Genomic DNA, 14860 nt, shown 5'->3' with positions numbered 1-14860 from the left:
GGCCACCGGCGCCGGAGACTATTCTGCACCACCGGCCCGTTCCGGCCTTCGCTGTTGATGGGCTGCGGCCGAACCGGGCCTCAGAACGGATGGCAAACAGACTAACATAGGATATGGTACAAACCTTGGGGGCAGGTCAGGCGAGCATTTCGGGATGGCCCTGGCGGCGGCAGTATTCCAGATCGTAATGGATCGGGTGGTTGTCGCCCGAAGCCAACTGAAAGGCCGCGAAGTTGGCGTCGCCCAGCGTGCGGCTGGGAATGTGGAAGCGCTCACCCATTTCCAGGTCGTCGAAGTAGCGGGGTTCGGCGTCGCGGTGTGCCTCGGGATCGAAAGATTCGTCCTTCATCCGGCTGTTCCTGCAATTATTCCGGCTTTGGCCTGGTCCCTTTCCAGAGGCCATCAGGGTTGACGAACGTTATCGATCTCTCTCAGCCGTTCTTGAAACCGACTCCCAGCAGCAGCGCAATTTCGCCGTCCTTGAGCTGCAGTGTCTTGCTGCTTTGGCGCGGGATGGGAATGCGCTGGGCCCGGCAAAAGCGGATCAAGGCGGCCGCCACCTGGTCGCGGCCGAGCTGCAACTCGGTGGGATTTTTGCTGCTGCCCGAGGTGTAGGCGAGATTTATGGGTGCCTCTTCGGTGCCCGTCAGCTCTACCTTGAGCAGCGTGACGCCCGGCGGTATGGCCTGCGTTTGGTCGCAAAATTCGACCATTGCCTGGCGCGTTTCGTCCTCGGTGAAGAGGATCTTTCTCAGCTCTTTCGGCATTGCCCGCGCGAACGTCGCCCCCCCCAAATCTGTGTCGCGATGGTAGCGCCTGGGTTCCGGCCCGACAAGGCACCGCTCAGCTGGCCGAGGGCAGTGCTCCAAGGCTAATTCCGCTGCCCCTGTCGGCAACTATTTCGACCCTCATTGTTGCGAACGCTTGCGTCTTCCTTGCCGCACCGCCGCTACCGCGCCATCATATATCTTCCATGATTGAAATCATCATCGAGCGCCGCGCCGGTGGCCTGAGCGACACCCACAAGGTTACCCGGTTGTAGGCGTGGCCGAGCTTGTCGCGAAGCTGCGGAGCGCCGGTTTGAGGGCTGAATTTGGCCGCTATTTTCTGGTCAGCGTGGCGGCCCTGGCCATCGACTACGCCCTGCTGATCGGACTCACCGAACTTTTCGGCGTGCACTATCTGGTTTCCAATCTGGTGGCCTTGGCAGCCGGTATCACGGCCGCCTATGTGGGATCGTTGCTCTGGGTCTTCAAGCGACGGCGGGTACATAACCGCACTGCCGAATATGTTATTTTCGCTATCGTCGGTGTCGGTGGCCTGGGCGTTAACGAGGCGGTGCTGTGGCTGCTCACCGACTTTGCCGGCCTGCACTACGCGCTTTCCAAGATCGGCGCATCGGGTCTCAGTTTCGTCTTCAACTACGTCGTCAGGAAGGTCCTGTTGTTCAGGTAGTCGCTGCATGTTCGGACCCCAAGCCATCATCATCGGTGCCGGTCCCGCGGGTCTTACCGCGGCGCTGGAACTGGCTGAGCGAAGCGATATCAGGCCGCTGGTGCTGGAAGCCAGCCGGCGCGTCGGCGGCATCTCGTGCACCGTCGAGCACAACGGCAATCGCATCGATATCGGCGGCCACCGCTTCTTTTCCAAGTCCGACCGGGTGATGAACTGGTGGCTCGACATCCTGCCGCTGGAAAGGGGCGCCGACGACTTCGACATCACCTACCAGGGTGCCAGCCGGCCGCTTGCGGCAGCAGGGGGCCCCGACCCCGAAACCGAGGACGCCGTGATGTTGGTGCGTCAGCGCACCTCGCGCATTCTCTTTGGCGGCCGGCTGTTCGACTATCCCCTGGCGCTTAATTTCTCGACTTTGGCCAAGCTCGGCCTTCTGCCCACGCTGCGTATTGGTTTCAGCTACCTGCGTGCCAGCCTGTTGCCCATACGGCCCGAGGCGACGTTGGAGGATTTCTTCATCAACCGCTTCGGCCGCGAGCTCTACAGCACCTTCTTTCGCGACTACACCGAGAAGGTCTGGGGCGTGCCCTGCCGTGAGCTGCCGGCCGAATGGGGCGCCCAGCGGGTCAAGGGGTTGTCGTTGCTGGGCCTCTTGTGGCACGCCGTGGGCGCGCTCTGGCGGCGCTCGTCGGTGGCCCAGAAGGGCACCGAAACCAGCCTCATCGAGCGTTTTCTTTATCCCAAGTTCGGGCCCGGCCAGATGTGGCAGGCGGTGGCCGAGCGCCTGGCGGAGAAGGGCGGCGAGGTACGTTTTGGCCTGCGTGTCACCGCTCTCCAGCACGAAGGCGACCGCCTGGTCGGCGTGACGGCGCGGGACGGCGACGGCGCCGAGCACAATTTCGCCGCCGATTACGTCTTTTCCACCATGGCGGTGCGCGATTTGCTGGCCGCCTTCGAGCCGGCGCCGCCGGCCGAGGTGGCGGCGCTGGGCCGGGGCCTGGTCTACCGCGACTTCATCACCGTTGGGCTGTTGCTCGGACGCCTGAAGCTGGGCCAGGCCCTGCCGGACAACTGGATCTATATCCAGGAACAGGGGGTGAAGCTCGGCCGGCTGCAGATCTTCAACAACTGGAGCCCCTACATGGTGGCCGATCCCGAGACCATCTGGCTGGGCCTGGAGTATTTCTGCGACGAGGGCGACGCGTTGTGGTCGCTCGACGACCGGGCCATGAGCGAATTGGCGGTCCGGGAGCTGGCCGAGATCGGATTCGCCGATACCGCCGACGTTCTCGACAGCGTTGTCATTCGCGTGCCAAAAACCTATCCCGCCTATCTTGGCAGCTATGACCGCTTCCCTGAGGTGCGCCGCTATACCGACGGCTTCGCCAACCTCTTCCTCTTGGGCCGCAACGGCATGCACCGCTACAACAACATGGACCATTCCATGCTGACGGCGATGACGGCGGTCGACAATATCCTGGCCGGCGTCAGCGACCACGAGAACATCTGGAGCGTCAACGCCGAGGCCGAATACCACGAGGAAAAGCAGGCCGTGAGCGAGGCATCCCTGCCTGGCCGCCGCGCCGCCGTCTGGATCCCGCTGCTGCTCTTGCTGGTGGTCCAGGGCTTGCTGCTGTGGAACGATCCCGCACCGCTCACCCGGGGTGCCTTGCGTGGCCCCGACGCCTACATGCGGCTGGTGCGGGTCGAGGCGCTGTGGCAGGGCGAGGGCTGGTACGACACGGTGTCGCGCCGTTCCAACACGCCCTATGGCGAGCGCCTGCACTGGACGCGGCCTCTGGACGTGCTGCTGATCGCCGGGGCGGCGCCGTTGGCGCCCTTTTTGGGACAGCGCCAGGCGCTTTACTGGTGGGGCCTGGCCGTCAGCCCGCTGCTGCACGTGCTCACGCTGCTGGCCTTTCTCTGGGCGCTGCGGCCCTTGCTTGGCGGCGGCAGCGGCACGGCCTATGCCGCGGTCCTGTTCATCGCCCAGCCGGCCATCCTGGCCTATTACGCCACGGGGCGGCCCGACCACCATGGCCTGATCGGTTTACTTTTCGTTTTGCTGATGGGGCTGACACTGAGGCTGCTGGGCCAGGAAGCACGGCTTAGCCATGGCGTGTGGGCCGGGCTGGCGGCGGCGGCGCTGCTCTGGGTCAGCGTCGAGGGTTTGCTGCTGGTCGGCCTGGTGCTGTTGGCGCTGGGATTTTGCTGGCTGGCGCGGGGCAGCAATGTGACCCGGCCCAACCTGGCCCTGGCCGCCGCCCTGGTGCTCGGGGTGGCGCTGGCGCTGGCGCTCGAGTTCCCGCCGGCCGGTTTGCTGTCCCGGGAGGCCGACCGGCTGTCCTTTTTGCATTTCCTGCCACTGGCCTTCATCGCCATCTTCTGGCGCGCCGTCACCGTGGTCGAGACGCGCACCCATTGGGCCGAGGAAGTGCCGGGCCGGACCGGTGTGGCCTTTCTGGGTCTGCTGTTGGTGCTGGCGGCAACCTGGTTGGTGGTTCCCAAGTTCCTGCAGGGCCCGCACGCCGACGTGGCGCCGCGGGTGGTGGAAGTGTGGTTTCGCAACATCCTCGAGGTGCGGCCGCTGCTGGATGCCGCCCGGCCGCTGAAGTCGGCCCGCGAGGTGGTTTTCTTTCTCGGGCCGGCGCTGCTGGCCTTGCCCTTCGTGGTCTGGCTGGTGCGCGGCAGCGAAGGTGCCCGGCGCCGCCAGTGGCTGTTCCTGGCCGGCGGGCTTTTGCTGTTCGTGCCGCTGGCGCTCTACCAGGTGCGCTGGGCCACCTTCGCCGAGCTCTTCGTGGTGCCGGCCTATGCCGCCCTGGTGCTGGCCGCGCTGGCGCGCATCGGGCCGCCGGGCGGTGGAGAAGTGAATTTCCTGCGCGCCTTGGTGCGAGCCCTGGTGGTCGTCTTGTTCGCCGTCTGGGCGCTGCTGGCGGCGGCCTTCCTGCACGGTCTGGAAGGGGCGCCGAAGGGCGAGGTGGCGGCGGCCGAACGCGCCAAGTGTCCGATCGGCCGCCTGAGCCGGTTTCTCGCCGCCGGCGAACTGGCCCAGCCGCCCCGGCGCATCCTCGGTTTCGTCTTCTTCGGACCCGAGATCCTCTACCGCACGCCGCACCATGTGGTGGCCACGCCCTACCATCGCAACGACGCCGGCATCCTCGATGCCTACGACGCACTGAGGGCGATCGACGATGCCAAGGCGCGCGAGATCATCGGGCGGCGGGGCGTCGACTGGCTGCTGATTTGCCGCAATGGCAAGGAACAACGCTGGTACCAGGGGCCCGGCGAGACGCTGTTTGACCGTCTCAAGGCCGGCCAGCCGCCGCCCTGGCTCGAGGCCATGACCCTGCCCGACGAGCTTGCCGCCTTCGGGCTTTTCGCCGTCAAGCCGGAGTGAGACGGTGACCATCCTCCGTCTGTTCCTGCGTTTTCCCGAATTGGCCGTGCTCGTGGCCATGCTGCTGGTGACCCTCGGTGCGGCTCTCTGGCTCGGCACCGCCCTGGTGCTGCCCGACGGACGCATGAGTTTTTACCTGGGCTTTCGCTATGCCGTGCCGCTCGGCCTGGCGGCGCTCTGGCTGGCGGTGCCGCTGGCCAGCGACCGCTTGCTGCGGCGCGACCAGCCGCCCCGGGTCGAGGCCCGGGATCTCGTGTGGAACGGGCTCTATCTCGTCGTCTTCAGCCTCGTCATGTGGCTGCATTTTCATCTCAAAATGTGGATCCCGCTGATCAACCCGCGGCGCTTCGACGCCGCCTACCAGGCCGTCGACCTGGCCCTGGCGCCGCTCGTCGACGCCACGATGGCGCTACGCCAGGCCGCCGCCGTGGCCCTGCCGGCCGTCGACTGGTGGTACATGTGGGCGTTCATTATTCTGTTCTTCGTTTCGTTTTCCTACCACACGGCTTTCGACAGGAGCCGCTTTCGCCCGGTCTTTTTGGCAACGCTGATCAACCAGGCGCTGGGCGCCGTGGCGTACTGTTTGGCGCCGGCCGTGGGGCCCTTCCTCTTTGAGCGAGGACCCAACGCGTTGGCCGATGCCCAGCAACAAAACATGTGGGCCGCCTACCAGCAGTTCACGGCCGCCGGCCCGGTCTGGCTGGAGACCTTTGGCCAGGCCTATTTCGTGGCCGGCCTGGCCGCCTTGCCGTCGCTGCACGTCGGCGCCTCGTGGGTTTTCGTCTGGTACGTCTTTCGGGCGCGCAGCCACCTGCGCCCGCCTTACGTGCTGCTCTTTGCCTGGATCGTCATCGAGGCCGTGGCCTCGAAGTGGCACTACCTCATCGACCTGCCGGCCGGCCTGGCGCTGGCGGCGCTGGCCATCTGGATTGCCAACCGGCTATGTGCCATATCAAACCCTAACGCCTGACTTTCCCCACCCCGCCCGGAGAAATCCATGCCCGGTCCCCTCGACGGCATTCGCGTGCTCGATTTCAGCGCCGTGATTTCCGGCCCCTATGCCACCATGATCCTGGCCGACCAGGGCGCCGACGTGATCAAGATAGAGCCCCCCGGCACCGGCGACTTCACGCGAGCCGCCGGCAACCAGAGCGGCGGCCTGTCGGCCACCTTCCTCAACAACAACCGCAACAAGCGATCACTCGTGATCAATCTCAAGAGTCCGGCCGGCGTCGAAGTGGTGAAACGCCTGGCCAGCCAGTGCGACGTGCTGGTGCAGAACTTCCGCCCCGGCGTGGTCGAGCACCTAGGCATCGGCGAAGAGGCGATTCGCGGCGTGGCGCCCGAGATCGTCTACGTTTCCATCTCGGGCTTCGGCGAGGTCGGTCCCTACGCCCAGAAGCCGGTCTACGACCCCATCGTGCAGGCGCTTTCCGGGCTGGCTTCGGTGCAGGGCGGATCCGACCAAAACCGGCCGCGCCTGGTGCGCACCATCCTGCCCGACAAGCTGACGGCGGTGACGGCGGCCCAGGCCATCACGGCGGCACTCTTGAGCCGGGCCCGCAGCGGCCAGGGCCAGCACGTGCGGCTTTCCATGCTCGATGCCGTAGTGGCCTTCCTCTGGTCCTCGGACATGGGGGGGCAGACCTACGTGGGCAAGAGCGTCAGCCAGCAACGCGCAGCCAGCTTCATCGACCTGATCTACGAGACAAAAGACGGCTACATGAGCGTCGCGGTCATGACCGATGCCCAGTGGGCGGCGCTCTGCCAGGCCCTGGGGCGGCCCGAGTGGCTGGAGGACGAACGCTTCGCCACGACCGAGCTTCGCGATCTCAACATCGATGCCCGCCTCGAACTCATCCAGTCGGAGCTCGGCCGGCGCAGCACCGCGGAATGGCTGGAAAGGTTCGAGACCGCCGGCGTGCCCTGTGCCCCGGTGCTGACGCGCAACCAGGTCATCGCCCACCCCCAGATCGTGGCCGGTGGCATCATCTTCGAGAACGACCATCCCCAGGCCGGGCGGCTGCGCCAGAGCCGCAATGCCGCGCGTTTCAGCGTGAGCTCGCCCGAGTATCGCCAGGGCGCTCCGAAACTCGGCCAGCACAGCGACGAGATCCTGGCCGAGGCCGGATTCGCGCCCGCCGAGATCGCCGATTTGCGGGCGGCCGGCGTGGTCGGCGGATGACGGTAGCGATCTCCGGCCTGCCGACGTAAAGTCTGGCCCAGCAGATACCGGGAGAAGCGAATGAAAATCCGTGCCGCGGTGCTCCACGAAGTGGGCCAGCCGCTGATCATCGAGGAACTCGAGCTCGATCCTCCGGGCCAGGGCGAGGTGCTGGTGCAGATGAAGGCGGCCGGGCTTTGCCATTCCGATCTCTCGACCATGACCGGCGTACGGCCCCGGCCCAGACCCATGGCCATCGGCCACGAAGCGGCCGGTGTGGTGGCCGAACTGGGTCCCGGCGTTTCGGACTTGGCGGTCGGCGATCACGTGGTCACCACGTTTACGCCCAACTGCGGCCGTTGTACGCCCTGTCGTTCGGGCCGGCCGGCGCTTTGTGAGCCGGCCTTCGCTGCCAATTCCGCCGGTACGCTGCTGGGTGGCGGGCGGCGTTTGCACTTGAACGGAAAGGACGTGCACCACCAGGTGGGGGTTTCCTCGTTCGCCGAACATGCCGTGATGAACACCTCGTCGCTGGTGCCGGTGGACAAGGACCTGCCGCTCGACGAGGCGGCGCTGTTTGGCTGCGCCATCATCACCGGCGTCGGCGCCGTCATCAACACGGCCCGGGTACCGCTGGGCGCCAGCGTTGCCGTGGTTGGTCTCGGCGGTGTCGGCCTGGCGGCGCTGCTGGGCGCCAAGCTCGCCGGTGCCCGCCGCCTGGTTGCCATCGATCTGCGCGACGACAAGCTGGCCCTGGCCCGCCAACTGGGCGCCAGCGACACATTCAGCGCGGCGGATGAGGGCTGTGCCGAGGCAGTGCGCGAAGCCACCGGCGGCGGCGTCGAATATGCCATCGAGATCGCCGGCTCCACGCCGGCCCTGGAGTTGGCCTGGGCCATCACGGCCCGGGGCGGCACCACCGTCACCGCCGGATTGCCGCACTATGAAGACCGGGCCGCCATCTCGCCGGTGCAGTTGGTCGGCGAGGAGCGCACCCTCAAGGGGAGCTACGCCGGCAGTTGCGTGCCGGCCCGCGATATCCCCCATTTCGTCGAGCTCTACCGCCAGGGCAAGCTGCCTGTCGACCGCCTGCTCAGCGAGCGTTTGACGCTGGATCAGGTCAACCAGGGCTTCGATCGCCTGGCCGCCGGCGATATGGTGCGCCAGATGGTGATGTTCGACTGATGTTCGATTAGGGCAATTTCTTAACCAGCGCTTGCTATATCGGGCCCCGATATCATGGGCACGGTCTACACGTCCGCCAAACTCTGGCATTTTCCCGAACAGCTCGCCGCCTTGCGTGACGGCGGCCTGGCGCCGCCCGTGCACATTCGCCTCAAGCCCACCAACGTCTGCAATCATGCCTGCTATTTCTGCGCCTACCGCACCGACGACGTGGCGCTGGGCGAGGACATGAACCTAGGGGACCGCATCCCGCCGGCCAAGATGGCCGAGATCGTCGAGGACATCGTTGCCATGGGGGTGCAGGCCGTGACCTTTTCCCGCGGCGGCGAGCCCTTGCTCTATCCCACCATCGTCGAGACCGTCGAGGCCCTGGCGGCCGGCGGCGTGCGCTTGGCGGCGCTGACCAACGCCAGCCAGCTGCGCGCCAAACGGGCTCGCGCCTTTGCCGATCATGGCACCTGGATCCGGGTCTCCATCGACGGCTGGGACGGCCCCAGTTATGCCCGATATCGAGGCATCGATGAAGATGAATTCGGTAAAATTATCAATAATTTATACGAATTTACTAAACTAGATTCTGAATGTTTGCTGGGGTCCAGCATCATCGTCGATGAACAGAACGCCGGCCACGTTGCCGAGCTTGCCGCCAAGCTCAAGGACGCCGGCGTCCGCCACGCCAAGATCGCGCCCTGCATCGTCGACAACGACGGCCGCGCCAACAACGCCTACCACGCCGGTTTCGCCGCCACGGTGCGCGACCAGATCGCGCTGGCCCAGGAGCTCGACGACGCCGATTTCGCCGTCGTCGACCACTACCACAGCCTGGCGGAAAAATTCGACAAGGCCCATTCCTGGTGCCCGTCCTTGCAGTTCCTCACGGTGATCGGTGCCGATTGCACGGTCTATAGCTGCCAGGACAAAGCCTACACCGAGGGCGGCAAACTTGGCTCGATCGCCGAGCAGCGTTTTTCCGAATTGTGGTTTTCCGAACACAACCGCCAGCGCCTGAGGGCCATAAACCCGGCCCAGGACTGCCGCCACCACTGCGTCGCCGAAGCCAAGAACCGCCTGTTGCTGGACTACCTCGAGGCCGACAGCGACCACGTACCGTTCGTCTAACTTACTGGTAAAAAAGAATAAAACGGTCCGCGTCCCCTTAATTAACTATTTCATGCGGGCCAGGGCTTGAGCTCGACTTGGCCATCGGCGATCTCGGCGAAAGCGGGCTCCAGCATCCACGACCCGGTGTTGATGTAGCTGCGGCCCTGGCCCAGCTCGACCTGGCCGAGATGATGGGTGTGGCCGAAGATTACCGTATCGAAGCCGCGTCCGATGAGCTCCTCGACGGCCTCGATGACGTGCTGGTGCTCGCCCTCGATGCCCTGGCGCGTCGAGCGCCGACTGCGCGCCCGGCCGCGCAGTTTTTCGATGGCGATCCATAGCCGGTAGGCGCCGGGCCAAACGTCGAGCAGCAAGCCGGCCGCCGCCGTGGCGATGGCAAAGGCGCGTGGGCTGGCGGTGTAGAAGGGATCGTAGAGGTGGCCGTGCTCGATGCGGATGCGGCGCCCGCCCGAGGTGACGTTGAGGAACGGCACCACCTGCAAAAGCCCCCAGTTCTCGAAGAAATGCTCGAGCACCAGATCATGATTGCCGATCACGTAATAGACGCGGGCGCCGCCGGCCACCACTTTCTTGAAGCGCGCGAAGACCTCGGGGGCATCGCGGGCGATGCGTGAAAACGAGGTCTGCATGATGTCGAGGCCGTCGCCGTTGATGCAGACGCTGGCGCCGCAAGCGGCGGCATAGTCGAGGAATTCCACCACATCGCGCTTGACCTGGCAGAAGGGATTGCCGAGATGCAGATCGGAAATGACCAACAAGCGCTCCTCCTCGACATGCGTGATCATGTTGTATCGTCGTGCTCATTGTTGAATTCGTATTCGGCGCGACCGACCTCGGCGCGCACGTTGTTGTGGTCGCCGTGCTTGCCTTCCAGGGTTTCGACCAGGATCCGGTTGATGTTGCGCACCCGGCCGGAAAGGCGTTGCAGCATCTCGAAGGCAAACGAGGGGTCGCGGCGGAACTTGAGCATCAGGCCGCCGGGCTGGATGACCTGCACCCGGGTGGTGCCCAGCGCCCGCACGGTGGCGCTGCGGGGCAGCGATTCCAGCAGCGACATATCGCCGAAGAAATCGCCGCGGCCCAGCACCGCCAGTTCGACTTCCTCGCCGCCGATGGTCTTGGTCACCCGGGCGCTGCCTTCCTGGATGATAAACATCTCCGCTTCCCGGCCGCCCTCGATGACGATGGCCTCGCCGTCCTGGTATTCCTTTTCGACGTTGTCGCCGAACGAGGAGGATTTTGCGCCGCGGCCGAACATGGCGTGTCCTAACCGGCCGGCCGGGCGACCAGCGCGACACCGTCCGCGATGCGGTCGCTGGGGTGCAGCACCACCCGGTCGCCCTCGGCCAGGCCGTCCTTGAGCTCGGCCTCGCTCTGGTTGCTTCGGCCGATGGTGAGGGTCCTCAGGCGCGCCTTGCCGGCCACCAGGGCGAACACCGCCCAGTCCTCGCCCTGACGGAAGAGCGCACTCAATGGCAGCTTGAGCACGTTCTCGCCCTGCCACACCACGATGCGTGTCTCGACCCGAAAACCGTGCCCCAAGGAATTCCATTTTTGCCGGGGCTCGGCAAAATCGATGATGGCGTTGACCCGCTGTTCCTCGATACCAAGGGCCGAGATTTTGGTGAAACCATAGGGCTCGATGCGCCGCACCGTGCCTTTGAGTACGGCTTCGCCCCCCCATCCCTCGATCATCACGGCGGCCCCTTCGCGCACCTTGACGGCGTCGCTGGACAAGAGATCGACGACGATCTCGAGATCGCTCGGGTCGCCGATCTCCAACAGCGGCGTACCGGCGGCGATGACGCCCTCGCTCTCCTGGATCAGCCGCAACACCCGGCCACTGACCGGTGCCCGCACGTCTACGCAACACTGACCGCCGGCTTTGCCGTTCTTCTGGCTCGGCGTGATCAGCATGGCCCGGGCCATCTCCAACTGGTGGCGCCGCATGCGCACTGTGGCGGTGGCGCTTTCCTCGGCCGCTTGGCCGGTGCTGACATCGCGGCCGGCCTTGTCGAGCGCCCGTTTGGAAATGTTGTTGCGCAGCACCAGCCTGCGGGCGCGCTCCAATTCGCTACGCGCGAAGGTGAGCTCGGCCCGCACCCGGTTGAGCTCCGCCTGGGCCAGGGCCAGCGTGGCCTCGGCCGCCTTCACCTCGGCCCGGGCCTGAGAGCGGGTGCGCCGGTCGAGAAATGTCGGGTCCGAGGGCTCGATGGTGGCCAGCACGGTTTCGCCTGCCATCGCCGCGTCGCCCACCCGGGCCTCGATGCGCAACAGCCGGCCGGCCACCGGGGCCGAGACGCGATAGACGTCGCGCACCCGGGTGCGCCCGGTATCGTCCACCGTCACCGTCAGTGCGCCGCGATCGACCGTGGCGAAGTCGGCCGGCACCGGTTGCGGGCGAAAGGCATAGGCCAGCCCGGCCGCTGCCAGGCCGAGCACGATGATGACGTAGAAAACCCGTTTGAACGTTCGCCCCATAGTGATCTCACTCGCGCGTCTTGAGTACGGAAACAAGGTCGAGGTTGTCGATGCGGCGGCGTACCAGCAGGTCTGAGACAAGCGCTGCGACCACCACCACCAGCATGGCATAGCCGTAGGTCGACGGCCAGATCACCAGCGGCAGGCGGTAGAGCTCGGTGTCGAAGGATTTCACCATCAGGGCCGCCAGGCCGTAACCGATGGCGCAGCCCAAGGGCAGCGCCAGCACCGTCAAGACCGCAAGCTCGCCGAGCAGGATGTAGGAGACCTCGAAGCGGGTGAAACCCATCACCCGCAGACTGGCCAGCTCGCGGCCGCGCTCCGAGAGGCTGATGCGGGCCGAATTGTAAACCACGCCGAAGGCGATCAAGCCGGCAAACATGGAGTAGAACCAGATCATGATCACCAGGTTCTCGGCCATGGTCTTGCGGAAGCTCTCCAGCGTCGAGTTCTGCGAGCTCACGGCAGCCACGACGGGCGTCGCCTTGAGCGCCCGGTAGAGGGGGCCCTCGCGCTCGCGATCGATCATCAGGAAGACGCCGGAAACGGCTGCGCCCTCTTGCATCAGGCTGTTCAGTGCGCCGAGGTCCATATAGGCGGAAAGGCCAATGTATTCCTCGATGATGGCCGCCACCCGGACCTGGCGATGTGGCCGCTGGCCCTCCAGCACCTCGACGGCGAGGCTGTCGCCGAGGCCGACGTCCATGAGTTCAGCCAGCTTGCGGGCCACAACGATGCCGCGCTCGGGGATGGCTACGGGCCTCAGCGTTCGATCGATCAGGCGGTGCAGGTCCGAATCCGGCTCGATACCGACGATTGCCTGGCGGCGGTTTAGCGGGCCGTTCCTCAGCCGCGCCGGGATGACGCGGAAGGGTTCGCTTCGCTGAACGCCGCTGAGCCGTGAGATCTCGTGCAGCGCCCGGCGTTGGCGCGGCTCGACAAAGGTGACGGAAAGGTCCTGGCGCTGGGCCAGAAAGAAATTGACGTCGATCATCTGCTCGATGGAATCGAGGAAAAACAGCGTGCTGACCATGACCGCCGCGGCCATGGCGATGCCCAGGCTGGTGAGGCCCGAGCGTATTGGCCAGCGCGTCAAATGGCGGATGATCATGCGTGTCGGTTGATCGGCGAAGTGCGCCAGTCCCAGGTTCTCGAGGGTCGAACGGCGGTAGGTTGGCGGCGGTGCCGGTTGCATGGCCTCGGCCGGCGGCAGCGCCACGGCCCGGCGCACGGCTCCCAGGGTGCCCAACACCGTGGCGCCCAGACTGATCAGCGCCGCGACGGCGAATACGGCGGGACCGGTGCGGTAATGCAGAAAGGGAAAGCGGAAGAAATCGGTGTAGATCGCCGCCAGGCCGCGGCCCAGCCAGTCGCCGGCAACGAATCCGGCGGCGATGCCAATCAGTGCCACCAGCAGCATCAACTTGAGGTAGTGCCAACCCACCTCCCAATTGGCATAGCCGAAGGCTTTCATAAGGCCGATCTGCTCACGTTCGGTGGCCACCAGGCGCGAGGCCACGATGTTGAGGAGAAAGGCGGCGACGCCCAGGAATATGGGCGGCAGCAGGGTGGCCATGGTGGCCAGCTGCTTCATCTCGCCTTCCAAGTAGGCGTCGGAAACCTGGTCCTTGCGGCCAAAGGCGCCACTGCCGCCGTAGGGCTCCAGCAGGCGGTCCACTTCGGCGATCACGGCCGGCTCCGAGGCGCCGCGCAATAGCGTGAACGTGGCTTCGCTGAAGGCGCCGTCCAGGTCGAATGCCGCCGCCATGGCCGGGCGGCTCATCCAGAACACGCCGAAGTGGAGGTCGTCGGGCACGAAGCCGCCGGGCGCGATGGCGTAGACGTGTTCCGGCGACAGCGCCACGCCGACAATCACCAACTCGCGTTTGCGGCCGTTGAGCAGGGCCTTGATGCGGTCGCCCGGGCCGAATCCGTGGGCCAGCGCCATGGCCTCGCCGATCAGTACTTCGTCCGGCCGTCCCGGGGTGAGGCGCCGGCCGGCCCGGATATAGATGTCGTTGAGCACCGGCTGGCCGCGTTCGGGCAGCGACACCAGGCGCCCGGTGGCCGGCTCCGACATACCGGCGATATCTAGGATCACATGGCGCACGATGCGCGTCTCGGCCCGCTTGATGCCGGGGATGGCGGACAGCCGAGGCAGCAAGCTTTGCGGTGCCCGTTTGACCGGCGCGAAGATCTCGGCGAAGCGGTAGCGCTCGTAATAGGCGGCCCGCGTCTCCTGCAACGAATAAAGCATACCCAGGGCCATCACCAAGGCGGCGACGCCGCAGCCGATGACCAGGGCGATGGCCAGGCCCTGGCCCTTGATGCGCCAGAGATCGCGCCAGAGTTTTCTGTTCAGTGCGCCCATGGCTACCAGCTTAGCTCATGGGCCGGCTGGCGGACCGGGTTGCGGCGCACTTCGCCGATACGGCCGTCGGCGAAGTGGATGACCCGGTCGCCCATGGCGGCGATGGCGGCGTTGTGGGTGATCAGCACCGTGGTGGTGCCGAGCTCGCGGCTCACCGCCTCGACGGCCTCGAGCACGATGATGCCGGTCTTGCTGTCGAGCGCTCCCGTGGGTTCGTCGCAAAGCAGCACCTCGGGGCGCTTGGCGATGGCCCGGGCGATGGCCACGCGCTGCTGTTCGCCGCCCGAGAGCTGGGCCGGGAAGTGGTCCATGCGATTGCCCAGCTCGACCAGTTCCAGCGCCTCGGCCGGGGTAAGGGGATGGGGCGCGATCTCGGTCACCAGAGCCACGTTCTCCCGCGCCGTCAGGCTGGGGATGAGATTGTAGAACTGAAATACGAATCCGACGTGGTCGCGGCGGTAGCGCGTCAGGCCACGGTCGTCGAAGGCCGTCAGCTCGCCGCCGCGGAAGAAGACCTGGCCGCTACTGGGTCGGTCGAGGCCGCCGAGAATGTTCAAGAGCGTCGACTTGCCGCTGCCCGAGGGGCCTAGCAGCACCACCGTCTCGCCGGCCCAGAGCTCGAGGTCGACGCCGCGCAACGCCTCGACCACGACTTCGCCGGTGGCGTAGTGCTTGGTCAGCCCGC

The 14860-nt window shown here is 65.9% G+C and carries 11 protein-coding genes and 2 pseudogenes; 6 read left to right on the top strand and 7 right to left on the bottom strand.

Translation table 11 applies throughout. The annotated features are described in order from the left end of the window. Positions 1-139: 139 nt before the first annotated feature. Together QGG75_20950 and QGG75_20945 are read right to left on the bottom strand one after the other, a co-directional pair. A pseudogene (locus QGG75_20950) lies at positions 140-349 on the bottom strand (dehydratase). An 82-nt stretch (positions 350-431) separates the two neighbouring features. Then, entirely contained in the window at positions 432-767 is a 336-nt protein-coding gene (locus QGG75_20945) for a hypothetical protein (GenBank protein ID MDP6069696.1), read from the bottom strand. 313 nt (positions 768-1080) lie between these two features. Here QGG75_20945 and QGG75_20940 point away from each other — a divergent pair, with 313 nt between their 5' ends. The 6 genes and pseudogenes from QGG75_20940 to QGG75_20915 all read left to right on the top strand — a co-directional run bounded on the left by QGG75_20940 (position 1081) and on the right by QGG75_20915 (position 9320). Continuing rightward, positions 1081-1455: a GtrA family protein gene (locus QGG75_20940; GenBank protein ID MDP6069695.1), complete on the top strand. Its 375-nt coding sequence runs from the start codon at positions 1081-1083 to the stop codon at positions 1453-1455. 7 nt (positions 1456-1462) lie between these two features. After that, positions 1463-3004 (top strand): annotated as a pseudogene (locus QGG75_20935) (NAD(P)/FAD-dependent oxidoreductase). 1852 nt (positions 3005-4856) lie between these two features. Then, positions 4857-5822, top strand: a complete 966-nt coding sequence (locus QGG75_20930) for a phosphatase PAP2 family protein (protein MDP6069694.1) — start codon at positions 4857-4859, stop codon at positions 5820-5822. Between the two features lie 27 nt (positions 5823-5849). Beyond that, the gene (locus QGG75_20925) at positions 5850-7037 is read left to right on the top strand and encodes a CoA transferase (protein ID MDP6069693.1); all 1188 of its coding nucleotides are present in this window, start codon (positions 5850-5852) and stop codon (positions 7035-7037) included. Between the two features lie 60 nt (positions 7038-7097). Further along, positions 7098-8201 (top strand): zinc-dependent alcohol dehydrogenase family protein, encoded by a 1104-nt coding sequence (locus QGG75_20920; protein ID MDP6069692.1) that lies wholly within the window; start codon positions 7098-7100, stop codon positions 8199-8201. Positions 8202-8255: 54 nt separating this feature from the next. After that, positions 8256-9320, top strand: a complete 1065-nt coding sequence (locus tag QGG75_20915) for a radical SAM protein (protein MDP6069691.1) — start codon at positions 8256-8258, stop codon at positions 9318-9320. Positions 9321-9370: 50 nt separating this feature from the next. Here QGG75_20915 and QGG75_20910 read toward each other — a convergent pair whose 3' ends face one another. The 5 genes from QGG75_20910 to QGG75_20890 all read right to left on the bottom strand — a co-directional run. Next, positions 9371-10108: a UDP-2,3-diacylglucosamine diphosphatase gene (locus tag QGG75_20910; protein ID MDP6069690.1), complete on the bottom strand. Its 738-nt coding sequence runs from the start codon at positions 10106-10108 to the stop codon at positions 9371-9373. Then, the gene (locus QGG75_20905; protein MDP6069689.1) at positions 10105-10581 is read right to left on the bottom strand and encodes a cyclic nucleotide-binding domain-containing protein; all 477 of its coding nucleotides are present in this window, start codon (positions 10579-10581) and stop codon (positions 10105-10107) included. Before QGG75_20905 ends, QGG75_20910 begins: the two co-directional genes overlap by 4 nt. Positions 10582-10589: 8 nt before the next feature. Beyond that, positions 10590-11804, bottom strand: coding sequence for an HlyD family efflux transporter periplasmic adaptor subunit (locus QGG75_20900; GenBank protein ID MDP6069688.1), 1215 nt, complete (start codon positions 11802-11804; stop codon positions 10590-10592). 7 nt (positions 11805-11811) lie between these two features. After that, complete coding sequence (locus QGG75_20895) at positions 11812-14175, bottom strand: FtsX-like permease family protein (GenBank protein MDP6069687.1); 2364 nt, start codon at positions 14173-14175, stop codon at positions 11812-11814. A 2-nt stretch (positions 14176-14177) separates the two neighbouring features. Next, a partial coding sequence (locus QGG75_20890) for an ABC transporter ATP-binding protein (GenBank protein ID MDP6069686.1) occupies positions 14178-14860 on the bottom strand: 683 nt, incomplete at its 5' end.

Source organism: Alphaproteobacteria bacterium, from assembly GCA_030740435.1.
Lineage (GTDB): Bacteria > Pseudomonadota > Alphaproteobacteria > UBA2966 > UBA2966.
Note: the sequence above shows the minus strand (reverse complement) of the source record. Positions and strands in the feature narration are given on the sequence as shown.

Bases quoted from the DNA above. Each gene is read 5' to 3' on its own strand.
- QGG75_20910 (MDP6069690.1), bottom strand. From the start codon at position 10,108: ATGATCACGCATGTCGAGGAGGAGCGCTTGTTGGTCATTTCCGATCTG.
- QGG75_20905 (MDP6069689.1), bottom strand. From the start codon at position 10,581: ATGTTCGGCCGCGGCGCAAAATCCTCCTCGTTCGGCGACAACGTCGAA.
- QGG75_20925 (MDP6069693.1), top strand. From the start codon at position 5,850: ATGCCCGGTCCCCTCGACGGCATTCGCGTGCTCGATTTCAGCGCCGTG.
- QGG75_20920 (MDP6069692.1), top strand. From the start codon at position 7,098: ATGAAAATCCGTGCCGCGGTGCTCCACGAAGTGGGCCAGCCGCTGATC.
- QGG75_20945 (MDP6069696.1), bottom strand. From the start codon at position 767: ATGCCGAAAGAGCTGAGAAAGATCCTCTTCACCGAGGACGAAACGCGC.
- QGG75_20900 (MDP6069688.1), bottom strand. From the start codon at position 11,804: ATGGGGCGAACGTTCAAACGGGTTTTCTACGTCATCATCGTGCTCGGC.
- QGG75_20915 (MDP6069691.1), top strand. From the start codon at position 8,256: ATGGGCACGGTCTACACGTCCGCCAAACTCTGGCATTTTCCCGAACAG.
- QGG75_20895 (MDP6069687.1), bottom strand. From the start codon at position 14,175: ATGGGCGCACTGAACAGAAAACTCTGGCGCGATCTCTGGCGCATCAAG.